The 12,285-nt window shown below is 60.1% G+C and carries 12 protein-coding genes and 1 riboswitch; of the genes, 5 read left to right on the top strand and 7 right to left on the bottom strand.

Features of this window, described 5'->3' with window-relative positions; genetic code table 11:
- Positions 1 to 2 precede the first annotated feature (2 nt).
- Positions 3 to 518, bottom strand: coding sequence for a DUF4136 domain-containing protein (locus AAIA72_RS12650; protein ID WP_369600672.1), 516 nt, complete (start codon positions 516 to 518; stop codon positions 3 to 5).
- 192 nt (positions 519 to 710) lie between these two features.
- Positions 711 to 1,406 (bottom strand): substrate-binding periplasmic protein, encoded by a 696-nt coding sequence (locus tag AAIA72_RS12645; protein WP_369600671.1) that lies wholly within the window; start codon positions 1,404 to 1,406, stop codon positions 711 to 713.
- 137 nt (positions 1,407 to 1,543) lie between these two features.
- Between AAIA72_RS12645 and AAIA72_RS12640 the strand changes: the two genes are divergently transcribed.
- Together AAIA72_RS12640 and AAIA72_RS12635 are read left to right on the top strand one after the other, a co-directional pair.
- Positions 1,544 to 2,137, top strand: a complete 594-nt coding sequence (locus AAIA72_RS12640; protein WP_369600670.1) for a gamma-glutamylcyclotransferase — start codon at positions 1,544 to 1,546, stop codon at positions 2,135 to 2,137.
- Positions 2,020 to 2,367, top strand: coding sequence for a gamma-glutamylcyclotransferase family protein (locus AAIA72_RS12635; RefSeq protein ID WP_369603004.1), 348 nt, complete (start codon positions 2,020 to 2,022; stop codon positions 2,365 to 2,367). Before AAIA72_RS12640 ends, AAIA72_RS12635 begins: the two co-directional genes overlap by 118 nt.
- Before the next feature lie 2 nt (positions 2,368 to 2,369).
- On the opposite strand, the gene AAIA72_RS12630 is transcribed toward AAIA72_RS12635, so the two are convergent.
- Positions 2,370 to 2,780, bottom strand: a complete 411-nt coding sequence (locus tag AAIA72_RS12630) for a Fic family protein (protein ID WP_369600669.1) — start codon at positions 2,778 to 2,780, stop codon at positions 2,370 to 2,372.
- 40 nt (positions 2,781 to 2,820) lie between these two features.
- Positions 2,821 to 3,855: a nuclease-related domain-containing protein gene (locus tag AAIA72_RS12625; RefSeq protein ID WP_369600668.1), complete on the bottom strand. Its 1,035-nt coding sequence runs from the start codon at positions 3,853 to 3,855 to the stop codon at positions 2,821 to 2,823.
- Between the two features lie 327 nt (positions 3,856 to 4,182).
- Here AAIA72_RS12625 and AAIA72_RS12620 point away from each other — a divergent pair, with 327 nt between their 5' ends.
- Complete coding sequence (locus AAIA72_RS12620) at positions 4,183 to 4,452, top strand: hypothetical protein (RefSeq protein WP_369600667.1); 270 nt, start codon at positions 4,183 to 4,185, stop codon at positions 4,450 to 4,452.
- Positions 4,453 to 4,490: 38 nt separating this feature from the next.
- On the opposite strand, the gene AAIA72_RS12615 is transcribed toward AAIA72_RS12620, so the two are convergent.
- From AAIA72_RS12615 to AAIA72_RS12605, 3 genes are all read right to left on the bottom strand, one after another.
- Complete coding sequence (locus AAIA72_RS12615; protein ID WP_369600666.1) at positions 4,491 to 5,723, bottom strand: ribonucleotide-diphosphate reductase subunit beta; 1,233 nt, start codon at positions 5,721 to 5,723, stop codon at positions 4,491 to 4,493.
- A gap of 141 nt (positions 5,724 to 5,864) precedes the next feature.
- Positions 5,865 to 8,648, bottom strand: a complete 2,784-nt coding sequence (locus AAIA72_RS12610) for a ribonucleoside-diphosphate reductase subunit alpha (protein WP_369600665.1) — start codon at positions 8,646 to 8,648, stop codon at positions 5,865 to 5,867.
- 125 nt (positions 8,649 to 8,773) lie between these two features.
- A riboswitch (cobalamin riboswitch) is annotated at positions 8,774 to 9,007 on the bottom strand.
- 55 nt (positions 9,008 to 9,062) lie between these two features.
- Positions 9,063 to 10,223 carry a hypothetical protein gene (locus AAIA72_RS12605; protein ID WP_369600498.1) on the bottom strand — a complete coding sequence of 387 codons (1,161 nt, stop codon included), beginning with the start codon at positions 10,221 to 10,223 and terminating at the stop codon, positions 9,063 to 9,065.
- A 540-nt stretch (positions 10,224 to 10,763) separates the two neighbouring features.
- Between AAIA72_RS12605 and AAIA72_RS12600 the strand changes: the two genes are divergently transcribed.
- Together AAIA72_RS12600 and AAIA72_RS12595 are read left to right on the top strand one after the other, a co-directional pair.
- Positions 10,764 to 11,681, top strand: a complete 918-nt coding sequence (locus tag AAIA72_RS12600; protein WP_369600664.1) for a vWA domain-containing protein — start codon at positions 10,764 to 10,766, stop codon at positions 11,679 to 11,681.
- A gap of 138 nt (positions 11,682 to 11,819) precedes the next feature.
- Entirely contained in the window at positions 11,820 to 12,266 is a 447-nt protein-coding gene (locus AAIA72_RS12595; RefSeq protein WP_369600663.1) for an OsmC family protein, read from the top strand.
- The last annotated feature ends 19 nt before the right edge of the window (positions 12,267 to 12,285 follow it).

Raw genomic sequence — 12,285 nt, 5'->3', positions numbered from 1 at the left:
GTTCAGCGGCCGGGGGGCGGCCAGTGTCCGAGCATTTCCGCCACCAGCCGCCGGATCTGGGCGGTTCGGGCTTCAGGGGTGTCCTCCTGCAGCAGCCGCTCACGGGATTCGGCCCGCCAGATCACCTGCCGCTCCGGCATCTTCAGCGCCTCCAGCACCAGACGGTAGTGACGCTTCTCCCTCATTGGCGCGGGTGTCCGGAACCCGAATCCCAGACCACTGTGCCGGTGCCCGATACCAAAACCCACACCCCAGGTCACGCCCGGCGCCGGCTCCAGTTCGGTATCCTCGATCACATCCCAGCGCCAGCCGATCCGGGCCCCGGACCCGCTCACTTCCTGCCAGCCCCGGTGATCGAGAATCACCTTCAGGGCATCATGAACGCGCCGGTCCATGAGGGTCACTGCCTCACCCGCATCCGCCGTGGCACCCAGAAATACCCAGGTACTGACCGGCTCGAACCGGGCATTCTGGTCATAATCCAGCCGTACGGGATCGCTGGCGCATCCCCCAGCCACAGCAGGATGAAGAGTATCAGCCAGCGAACCGGTCTGTTGAGGATTACCATATGCAGATCTCCGGACCCTGTGAGACACCGGATACCAGTGTACGGCATACCGGAGTTTTCCCCAAATCCTGTGGATAACCTTGTGAACAGGCTTCGGACAAGCGGCGCCGAACCGCGCCGGCACAGGTCTTGCGGCTGTTGATCAGTCTTCCATCAGCCCGGCATTGAAACGCCTGATCCAGTCATCGCTCACCGCCTGATTGCACATCAGGTGCCGGTCCAGACCCGGGGGCATGTCTTCCGGCGTCGCGGCAATCCAGCCTTCCGGCAACGGACTCAGCAGTGCCTGCACTTCCTCAAAGGCCATCAGGGCCATGTCGGCCCGGCCATGACGCAGCATGTTCATGATGGTCGTCACCGGTACCGTCACATCCGTCACCTGGGGTTCGTGGCGACGGATCAGACTGTCCACCGGCTCCCCATAGGCATAGCCATGCTGAACCAGCAGGGTACCGCCGTTTTCGAGCAACTCGGCCAGGGTATAGGGTGGACTGAATCGGCTGACCAACTGGTAGGGGTGATCCGTGTAGAGCGGCAGAGAGAAGCGGGCCCACTGCTCCCGCTCCGGCGTGCGGAACCAGCCGATGCCGCAGAGCGGCCGGGTACTGCGCTGCATGAGGTAGAGCTGCCGCGCCGCCGGCGCTTCCTCCCTGACAACCCGAAGCCCGGCCAGGGTCACCGCCTTTTCCACCGGCTCACCCACCAGCCCGGCAAGCCTGCCGTCCGGATCGAGGGTCATGTAAGGGGGACGCTCGAAATACATGAGCGTGACCACAGGCTCGCCGGCCCATGCCAGTGAGACCAGACACCCGATGAAAATCGTGATCAGGATACGCATGCTGATAGTGTAGCCCTGACCGGACCGGGCTGCGAATGCCCCGGCTCCATTGTTTGCGTTGGTTTGCAATCACGCCCGGGCTTTGACGAAGGCCAGCGCCGTGCACTACCTTTGAAAGGTTGCCAACAGGAGGACACATGCCGGAAATCTGGGTGTACGGCACGTTGCGTCAGGGCATGCCTGCCGACATGCTGATGCGGGGCGCCCGCTTTCGCGGGCTCGGCTGGCTGAACCGGGTGCAGCTGGCCGATCTGGGGACCTATCCGGGACTGATTGAAGGTGGGCCGGGTGTACTGGGCGAACTCTATCAGGTGACTCCGCGTCACCTGAAGGCCCTGGACCAGTATGAAGACTGCTTTCCCGACCGGCCGGATGCATCCCTCTACTTTCGCCGCAGCGTCAGGGTCCGGCGGCTCGCCGACGGGCAGCCGGTGACGGTTGATGCCTACTTTTACGCCCTGAAGCGACCTGCGCCCCGGGTTGAGGTGCCCTGTTACCGGGTCCATTGCCATCCGCGGGACAGCCTCCAGTATCTGCTGTGCTACGGTTCCAACATGAGCCGCAAGCGGCTGGAGGACCGGGTGGTCCGGTGCAGGACCTGCGTACAGCCTGGCTGCCCGGCTACCGGCTGGCCTTCAACAAGACGGCCTTCGACGGCAACGGAACCGTCGCCAATGCGGTCTGGACCGGTCGCCCCGAAGATCGTCTGCCCGTGCGCATTGCCACCCTGACACCGGATCAGCTTCATATCATGGATGGCTTTGAACGCGCGCCGGCGCATTACCTGCGCACCCTTGTGGACGTTCCCCTGAACGGAGACCGGACCCTGCCCTGTCATATCTATCTGGGCCATCCCGACCGACTGGGCGAGGGCCGTCCGTCAGAGGCCTACCTGCAGCACATTGTGACCGGCTATGCCGAAGCAGGACTGGAGCCGCCTGATCCTTCAGCGGGCTACTGAGCCTATCCCTTCTCAATAGCGGGTATGGCCAGCATGTTCTCGATCAGCCGGATCACGACGTCCTTATTTCTGGCGTCCGATTCGGCAACCAACAACGCCAATGCTGCCAGCCCCACGTCGTTGATCACTGGTTCGCCGTTACGAATGAGTCGGCCGTTGCGTGCCAGAAAATCAACGAAAAGAAACGCTCCACTGCGCTTGTTACCGTCAACAAACGGGTGATTCTTGATCACAAAGTACAACAAGTGTGCGGCCTTGGCTTCAATGGTTGGATAAGCCGGCTTACCGAAGACCGTTAGGGAACCTAACGAGATAATGGCATCCAGATTATAGTGCCGGAGCCGTCGTCGAACCTGCCGTTTTCCTTCCTGCCGAACTACCGAGAATTCCTCGATTGTTGAAAACTCATCCAACTCCTTGTCTGCAAATATATTTATCCTTTCAACGTACTCGTCAATCCGCTGGATTGACCCAGTACAGGGATTCCCGATCACACTCCGGACAGATACTGAAAAACTGATTGCCCTGCTTTCGCAACCGGACTTTGTGGCTGGCATCTGTGCACTGCAGCCGGATGGGCGTATTCCCTTCACAAGCGTCACACTTGAAATAGTAACCGTAGCGGCCGTAAAGGATGCGCAGGGATGCCTGCCCGCAATGACGGCATACCGGGGCGCTTTGGTCGGGCGTCAAGGGTACCGGCTCATGCGTCGATACGGTATCCTGCCCTCCCTGAAAATTCTCGTACGCAGTCTGTACCGTTTGCGGTGTATTCTGCAACCCGAACCTGGCTGCATAGTCGATTTGCATGGGCTTGTGCAGAGAAGCCAGTTGCCGCGCAAGATTCATGACGGTCTCGGCGCTGACGATTTTGCCAAGGGTACTGTAGGGGTTCTGCTTGTTCACCAGAGCGTCCAGCGCGTCCGAAAGCCGGTCCGCCTGTATCACCTGACTGGTATCGAATTTTTTCGGGCGGATGACCCGCACGGCTGGCGGAACGATGACACAGGAAATGCAGGTGGGTACCAGGGTGATGCCCAGGCGCCTGGGCAATTCGATCCGGCCAAAGGCTTCCTTCAGAACCATGATATGACGCTCATTCTGAGCCAGCGGCGAGGCCATACCTTCATAGCTGCGTGTATAACTGTTCCAGCGCAGGAATTCGCCTTCTTCCGTGATCCGGATACCCGACCGCGCACTCTTGGTTTCCAGTACAAACAGGTGCAGAAACCGGTTGAGGATCAGATGGTCAATCTGGGCGACACGACCGCCGATGTCCAGGCGCAGGTCATGAATGACCGCAATATACTCGCTTTTGCCGTACTCGAAGTCGATGAGGTAGGCGGCTTCCTTCTCTGCCTTGAGCCCTGCCCGCATCTGGTTCAGCTCACGCTGGATCAGTTTCTGCTTGTCGGCCGGCGCTGTCGCCAGAAGTTGCTCCAGTTCGGTAATGAGAGGGGTTTTGTCGTCCGGGGCCTTGATCAGCATCGCTCATCCCTGTGGCAAAAACATTCAGTCAACAAGCTTCAGAAGCAATAAAATTAGCATACAAGCGTTAGGGTGACAAAACCGAAGCGAGTACTCCTGTCATCGGCATCCCCTAATGAAACTCTGTGTGATTCGGGCTTGTGCCGAGTGCACATTGCTTGCATTGCTCAGGGAAGCATCCATACAATTGGTCTTGCCCAGTACTATCAGGAAGCATGTTTCACAAACAAGGAGGTCAACATCATGAGTCAGTGTCCGGGATGGCATCAGGCTTTCAGGGTCGGCGATAGTGCAGCAGTTGTTGGCTTTGCCGCATAGGCGCATTTCATGACAGTCTGGCAAGCATGGACCCTGGTCATGGCGGCCGGAGCAGCGATGGCACTGTGCTTCTGGCCCATAGTGGATTTTCTGCTAACGTTTTCCGGAAAGATTCCGCCAGCCCGGACAAGCACACTCGACGACGTGCGCAGTCTGATCCGCCGGGGTCGCCTGTATCGCTATTCGGCGTACAGACGATTCCGCCGGCTGAACAAAAAGTCGCTGTTTGCGGATCTGGACGACTTTACCACGCTCCTGCAACAGGAAGGCGGAAAGTAAACCGGCACGCGCACGTACCGGCTTGATTTTGGAGAAGATCAGTCCCAGCGCAGCGCGCCGCCGGTCTGATACTCGGTGACGCGGGTTTCGAAGAAGTTCTTTTCCTTGCGCAGGTTGGCCTGCTCGTCGAGCCAAGGCACGGCGTTGCGGGCGCCCGGGAACGGTTCCGGCAGATGCAGCTTGCGGGCACGGCGGTTGGCAATGAAGCGGAACTGCTCCATGTGCTCGTCCTTCGAGTAGCCCAGAATGGGATCCCGGAGGATGTAGCCCGCATAGGCCGCTTCGGCTGCCTCGGCCTCGTCCCACATGTCACGGATGGCCCTGGGATCCGGCTTCAGGTTTTCCTCCTGGATGATCTGATTGCAGACCCGGATGCCGAACGCGGCGTGGAGCACCTCATCGCGCATGATGTACTGGAGTTGCTCGGCGGTGCCCTTCATCAGCCCGCGGCGCTGCAGGGCAAAGATCGGCGTGAAGCCATTGTAGAACCAGCAGCCCTCGAACACGGCCGCAAAGAAGATATAGGCCATGATGAAGTTGTGCTGTTCGTCCCGGTCCGTGAGATCGATGTCCGCCCGCAGGACGGATTCCAGCCGCTGGTTGGCCAGCCGGATCTTGCCGTGAATCTCGGGCACCACCCGGTAACGGTTGTAGATTTCCCCCTGATCCAGGCCGATGCTTTCGATGCAGTGCTGGTAGGTCCAGGTATGCAGGGCTTCCTCGTACACCTGCCGGGCCTGATAAATCTGCAGCTCCGGCGCGCACATCTTTTCCATCACCGCCAGCCCGATGTTGCGCATGGCGAGCACGTCCGAAGTGGTGAGATAGGCCAGCACATTGGTGTACAGGTGGCGTTCCTCCACGGTCAGACGGTGGTGAAAGTCATGCACATCCTGCCCCATGTTGATGTCCAGTGGGGTCCAGTGGTTCTTGTTGGCGTTGAGGAAGAATTCCCACGCCCAGGGGTAGCGGAAGGGTGCGAGCTGGTTGATGTCCGTCTGCCCGGTAATCACCCGCTTGTCCTCGGCGCGCACGGGCGGCAGCGCGGCAGCATCGGGGCTTGGAATACCCGCGTCTCCGGCCGGCCGGGTCGCCGGCACCTCGCCCGAGGCGGGCCGGGCATCCGTGGGGGTCGGTTTTTCGGGTACCTTGGCTGTCGCTCCGGCCTCTGACAGGGCGTGTTCATCCGGTGTCGGCACCGGCGTAGTCGTATCGGTCTGAGTGGCGGCCGGTTTCTTGAAAGCGGAAATGGGATCGTCCCAGTCCAGCATGATGATTCTCCTCGTTTGTCTCCACTCCCGGCTCTCGTGCCGGGCGCTTGCCGGGTTCCGGTACATCCGGACGCCTGTCGCGTGAGGCGGTTGTCCGAAACCCGGCGGCTGATCGGGAAAAGTGCTCCTGGCTTGCGCGGCTTACTGGCAAGCCTCACAGTCCGGGTCCAGAATCGAGCACACCTTGGGCTCGGGCTCCGCAGCCGGGGCTTCCGGCACCGGGGTGCTCAGGGTGTCCCGGTCATCGGCATGCTTCTCCATGGCGGTGGCCCCGAGCGAACGCAGGTAGTAGGTCGTCTTGAGACCACGCACCCAGGCCAGGGTGTAGAGGGCGTCCAGCTTCTTGCCGGAGGGCTCGGCCAGATACAGGTTGAGGGACTGGGCCTGGTCGAGCCATTTCTGACGTCTTGAGGCAGCTTCGATCAGCCAGCGCGTGTCCATTTCAAAGGCAGTCTGGTAGAGGGCGCGCAGGTCCTCCGGCACACGCTCCACCTGCTGCACGGAGCCGTCGTAATACTTGATGTCATTGACCATGACGTCATCCCACAGGCCGCGGGCCTTGAGGTCACGGGCCAGCCAGGGGTTGACCACGGTGAACTCGCCGGACAGGTTCGACTTCACATAGAGGTTCTGATAGGTCGGCTCGATGGACTGGCTCACCCCGCAGATGTTGGAGATGGTGGCCGTGGGTGCGATGGCCATGCAGTTGGAGTTGCGCATGCCCACCTTGCGCACTCGCTCGCGCAGACTGTCCCAGTCCAGATGGCTGGAGGTGTCCATGGCCAGGTAGTTGCCGCGCTCTTCCGCCAGCAGCCGGATGGAGTCGATGGGCAGAATCCCCTGGCTCCAGAGGGAGCCTTCGAAGCTGGGATAGGGGCCGCGCTCTTCCGCCAGATCGGTGGAGGCGCGGATGGCAAACCAGGAAATGGCCTCCATGCTGTGGTCGGCAAATTCCACCGCTTCTTCGCTGGCGTAGGGGATGCGCAGGGCATAAAGGGCATCCTGAAAGCCCATGATGCCCAGCCCCACGGGGCGATGACGCAGGTTGGCCCGGCGTGCCTGGGGGACGGCGTAGAAGTTGTAGTCGATGACGTTGTCCAGCATGCGCATGGCCGTGCGCACCGTACGTTCCAGCTTGGCCATGTCCAGCCCGCTCTCGTTCACGTGACGGGCGAGGTTGATGGACCCCAGGTTGCAGACGGCAATCTCGTCATCGCTGGTGTTGAGGGTGATTTCCGTGCACAGGTTGGAGCTGTGCACCACCCCGCAGTGGCGCTGGGGTGAACGGATGTTGCAGGGGTCCTTGAAGGTAATCCAGGGATGACCGGTCTCGAACAGCATGCCGAGCATGCGACGCCACAGGTCCTGGGCCTTCACCCGCCGCCAGACGCGGATTTCTCCCCGGTCCGCAGCGGCCTCGTATGCCTCGTATTTTTCCCGGAAGGCCCGGCCATAGAGGTCGTGCAGTTCCGGCACTTCATCGGGGGAGAACAGCGTCCACTCGCCGTTTTCCACCACCCGTTCCATGAACAGATCCGGCACCCAGTTGGCCGTGTTCATGTCATGGGTCCGGCGGCGGTCATCACCGGTGTTCTTGCGCAGTTCGAGGAAGTCCTCGATGTCGATGTGCCAGGTTTCCAGATAGGCACACATGGCCCCCTTGCGCTTGCCGCCCTGGTTCACGGCCACGGCCGTGTCGTTGGCAACCTTGAGGAAGGGCACGACACCCTGGGATGTGCCGTTGGTGCCGCGGATATGCGCGCCCATGCCGCGCACGCGGGTCCAGTCGTTGCCCAGACCGCCGGCAAACTTGGACAGCAGGGCATCGTCCCGGATGCTGTTAAAGATGCCTTCCAGGTCATCGGGGACGGTGGTGAGATAGCAGCTGGAGAGCTGGGGCCTCAGGGTTCCGGAGTTGAACAGGGTGGGCGTGCTGCTCATGAAGTCGAAGCTGGAGAGCAGTTCGTAGAACTCGATGGCCCGCCGTTCCCGCTCCACCTCGTTGATGGCCAGCCCCATGGCAACCCGCATGAAGAAAATCTGTGGCAGTTCGATCCGGGTACCGTGGTCGTGAATGAAGTAGCGGTCATAGAGGGTTTGCAGGCCCAGATAGGTGAACCGGAAGTCCCTTTCCGGCTTCAGGGCGGCACCGAGCTGTTTGAGATCGAACCGGGTCAGCTCCGGGTCCAGCAGGCCCAGTTCGGCGCCGACCTGCAGCGTGCGGGCCAGGGTGTCGCCGTACTGTTCCGCCAGCTGGGTCTGGGTCAGGTGGATGGGTTCCTGCCAGAGACGGGTCAGAGCTTCGTGACGGAGCTTGTCCAGCAGCAGCCGGGCCGCGACGTAGGTGTAATCCGGCTCCCGGTCGATGAGGTTGCGGGCGCTGAGAATGACGGCGTCGGCCAGATCCTTTTCCGTCATGCCGTCAAACAGGGAGCGTTCGATACCTTCCAGTACCGGCCCGGCGCTGACATCCTGCAACCCTTCAAGGGCCTCGTCGAGCATGGCTTCGAGGCGCTGGCGGTCCAGAGGCCGGCGCTGGCCGTCCGCACCGGTGATGTGTATGACCGGCTTCTCCGGCGCACCCTGCGTCCTGGCGGCCTCGGTGCGCTGGCGGGCATGGGCCTCGCGATAGAGCACATAGGCCCGCGCCACGGCGTGCTCGCCGCTGCGCATGAGGGCCAGTTCCACCTGATCCTGGATGTCCTCGATATGAATGCGTCCCCCGTCCGGCAGGCGGCGCTTGAGCGCCCCGGTAACCGCTTCGGTAATCTTCTGGGACTGTGCCCGGACGCGGCTGGAGACCTCCGCACTGTTGCCCAGTGTGGCAATGAAGGCCTTGCTGACGGCGATACGGATCTTTTCGGGGGTAAAGGGGGCCAGATCGCCCGTGCGCTTGATAACTTGCCAGGTTGGCTCGGTACTCATGCTTGCTCCTGCTCGGTTCGCGTGTCAGAGACCTCGCGTGGCAGGGCAGGCAGCACAGGCGGGCATGAATATCCCGGCATGCGGACACTGGCCCGGCCCTGGAACGCGAGGGCGGTCATTCGTGGCGCGGCTGCGCCGGTTCTGGCAGGTCTTCGGACTCGGGGGCACGCCGGGGACTGCCCGGCAACCTACAGTGACGGCTTCCCATCCCCGCGGGGACAGTGCCTGGACTCCGGCGACAGCCGGGCCCGTGTCACCTTCGTTCCCCCACACCGCTGCGCGTCAGTTCCGGATTCGCACCGGATTCCCTCTTCGCACAACCCAAGATGTGGGCGTGAACCAAAACCGGGATACAAGATATGGGAATTCCAGGAGAATGACAAGTATGTTCGGGAACTGGCGTCTCCCCATTTTTTACCCCGGCCCCGTGGCGAGAGAACCATTTCGGGCAAACAAGTCATCAATCAGACTTCGTGGTTTTCGTTTGCGCCAAAGTGGCCAGAACAGCACCCGTGCACCTCTGAACAGGTTCTGCCATCCCTTGAGCAGGCTGTAGAACGGGAACTTAAGCGCCTTGTCTGGCTTTTGACGGCGTGAACTTCTGATCAGACAGCTATCCCGGTCCTGCCAGACGGCAAGCAGTCCCCAGGCCAGACTCGCCAGCGCAACCAGATTCTGAAGTGTGGTGAAGCGCCGTGCCGGCACAGACTCCAGCGCAAAGCCCTGCTTGGTAAAGCGGTAGCCTTCCTCGCAGGCCCAGCGGTCCATGTAGGCATGGATCATGCGTTCTCCCTGTCGCCTTCCGCGCACCGGACGCGTGGTAACCAGCACCAGAGGTTCCGGCCGGTCATGGCGGACGACAATCATCCACAAGGGGCTGTCCGGATGCTCTCGCAGCATCACCCGGGTGATACCGAACCTGACGCGGGGGCCTCCCCGTCTGAGCTGCCCTTGGTGCTTCAGCGGCAGTTCACGGGCAATCTGCTGCGCTGTTTTATGACGGTCCCGCCAGCACCAGTAGCGCTGATTGGCCGCTCTGACCAGCACCTGTCGCTCACACCGGATCCAGGCATCCCACAGGATGCCCCGGTCGCCTCCCCGGTCTATCACCCAGAGCAGATCCTTCCGGATATGCCGGCTCACTTCATCCATCACCGAGAGAATGTCATGGTTCTCGCTTCTGAATGCCGTGCGCTGCGGGGTGTTCAGGCGGGTCAGCAACGGCAGCGTCTTCCCGCGCCGGACATCCCGTGCCACCACAGTCATCAGCGGATATCCGCCGACAATTTCTCCGGTATCGCCGTCCCTGACGCGGCCCCGCCATTCACTTTTCGGTGCGCCGTCACGGTTCAGATCGCCCGGATCAATGGCCAGGATCATGTCCTGCGTGACGTGCCGGCTGACGTGCGCAAGCTGCACCTGCTCTGCGGCCCAGGCCACTTCACTGTGTCCGGCCAGCATGCGGGAGATGCGCTTCTGGGTATGGTGCAGTCTGCATGGCTCATTGAGTGTGCGGGCAATCTCTGCCTGCGTGAGGGAACCGGAAGTGAGGATGCCGAAAGTGACCTCTGCCATGAGTTTTCTCACAGGCCGTGTGATCTGTTCAGGTGCCTGGTCAATCAGGCTGCAGAGGCGGGCTTTCCATTTTGTCCGATCTGTGGCATGGTAAGGCATCGGGGTTTTCCTTTGGGTTCAGTGACTTATAGGCAATCACATTGTACCTGGAGGGAAACCCCGATTCCGTTACCACATCACGTTTTTCCCTTTAAAGTCAAAAGGTTGAATGGCGCCTTCTGAAAAAATGGGGAGACGCCAGTGTTCGGGAAATGGTCGTGTCAAAATTTTTCACACATTCAATACAGGAGATTGCTGGCTAATCAAGCGGATTGGAACGCCTGAATACAAGAGCTGACCGAGCTTTTTTCAATCAATATCAGGCAACTTCTCTGAATTTCATGTCAGCTTGGTATACACATTCCGAGTAATCCTGAGCCATAAGACAACCCCAAAAACGCAAGTGCCCACTATCATGATGATTAATAGTGCTTTAGGAACTTTCGGATCAATATTTGCAGAAATACCAGAGGGGCTCACGAACCTGACTGGGGAATGGGCATGCAACCTCTGACAAATCTAGCAACATGGAGCATCATCATGAAAAATTTTTCAACTTCCCTAAAGGCGGCGATTGGCGCCATTGTACTATCCATGTCGGCCGGTGCCGGTGCCGTAGCTATCACCACTGATGTCATCACTGTTGTAGACGAATCCGGCTCAATGTCTGGCGAACATGCCTGGCTCGGCGGAATGATTCAGTCTCTGGATGCTGCATTCAACACGGTTGCGGCAGGGGATCCGGTCAGTACCCAGTACGGCTTGGTGGGCTTTGGTGGTGCCGGGTCACATCTCGCCGGGCACAAGCATAATGTGGGCGGCGGTGATTTCGGCACCGCACCACAGTATGCTGCGGCAACCGGCAGCCTGGTACTCAACGGCGGGTTCGAGGACGGCTACTCCGGCATCCACACCGCGTTGAACGACTACACGTTGCGTCCAACAGCCCGAACCAACGTGATTCTGGTTACAGATGAAGACCGGGATAATCTGAACACCAATAGCCTGACCTTCAGTAGCATTCTGAACAACCTGAAGGCGGAAAATGCGTTGTTGAACGCTGTAGTCAACGCCCGTTTTCGCTGTAGCGACGGCTCTTCTGCTCTCGGCATGGACTCCAGTGGCAAAGGTTACAAAGCCGATGGCAGCGGTGGGGTGACGACATGCGGAAGTGCCTCCGCTTGGTTTGGAGCTGGTTCGACGATCTCTGATTACGTGAAACTCGCACTGGCAACCGGCGGTGCAGCATGGGACTTGAACCAATTGCGCGCTGGAGGGCTGAAAGCTGATTCGTTTACCAAAGCGTTTATTGATGTCAAGGTTCAGGAGACAATCCGTCCTGTACCCGAACCCGGTACTCTGGCACTTCTCGGACTCGGATTGGCAGGCCTTGGTTTCCGCCGCAAACTGAGCGCATAATCCTTATCCTCTCCCCGGACTCACAGTGCCGGGGAGAGCACTTCGCTTGCAATTTATTCATCTCCCATACACAACCTGCTTGCCAGAGCCCGCTGGTGCTGGCTATAGTGCGCATGAATTCTGTCAGGGGGAACAATCGTGTCCGAAAAAGTCAAAGTCATACTGGAACAGGTGGATGGCTACGAGTTCAGGGTGAAGTTTCCGGATACACCCATTCCGGACCTGACCACTGACGAAGGCGCGCCGCTGGGCCAGTTCAAGGGGCCCTCTCCCGAACGCATGCTGGCCACGGCTGCGGGCAACTGTCTGGCAGCAAGCCTGCTGTTTGCCAACCAGAAGTTCAAGAATCAGGCCTACCCGATCCGTGCGGAGGTGGACGTCACCATCGGGCGCAACGAGAGCAACCGCCTGCGCATCCAGAAGCTGGACGTGAAACTGACGGTGGGCAACAGCAAGGCAAACCTCAATCACCTCGACCGCATTCTTGAACAGTTCGAGGATTTCTGCACGGTCACGGCCTCCATCCGCCAGGGTATACGCGTGGATGTGAGTGTGTTTGACCGGGACGGTGCCAAGCTCAAGTAAACTGAGCCGGAATGGCAAG

The sequence above is a fragment of the Thermohahella caldifontis genome (assembly GCF_041153465.1).
In the GTDB taxonomy this organism is placed as follows: Bacteria; Pseudomonadota; Gammaproteobacteria; order Pseudomonadales; family Oleiphilaceae; genus Thermohahella; species Thermohahella caldifontis.
Note: the sequence above shows the minus strand (reverse complement) of the source record. Positions and strands in the feature narration are given on the sequence as shown.

Coding starts and splice junctions, on each gene's coding strand:
- AAIA72_RS12620 (WP_369600667.1), top strand. CDS start 4,183: ATGACAGTCTGGCAAGCATGGACCCTGGTCATGGCGGCCGGAGCAGCG.
- AAIA72_RS12625 (WP_369600668.1), bottom strand. CDS start 3,855: ATGCTGATCAAGGCCCCGGACGACAAAACCCCTCTCATTACCGAACTG.
- AAIA72_RS12615 (WP_369600666.1), bottom strand. CDS start 5,723: ATGCTGGACTGGGACGATCCCATTTCCGCTTTCAAGAAACCGGCCGCC.
- AAIA72_RS12610 (WP_369600665.1), bottom strand. CDS start 8,648: ATGAGTACCGAGCCAACCTGGCAAGTTATCAAGCGCACGGGCGATCTG.
- AAIA72_RS12605 (WP_369600498.1), bottom strand. CDS start 10,223: ATGGCAGAGGTCACTTTCGGCATCCTCACTTCCGGTTCCCTCACGCAG.
- AAIA72_RS12640 (WP_369600670.1), top strand. CDS start 1,544: ATGCCGGAAATCTGGGTGTACGGCACGTTGCGTCAGGGCATGCCTGCC.
- AAIA72_RS12600 (WP_369600664.1), top strand. CDS start 10,764: ATGCAACCTCTGACAAATCTAGCAACATGGAGCATCATCATGAAAAAT.
- AAIA72_RS12645 (WP_369600671.1), bottom strand. CDS start 1,406: ATGCGTATCCTGATCACGATTTTCATCGGGTGTCTGGTCTCACTGGCA.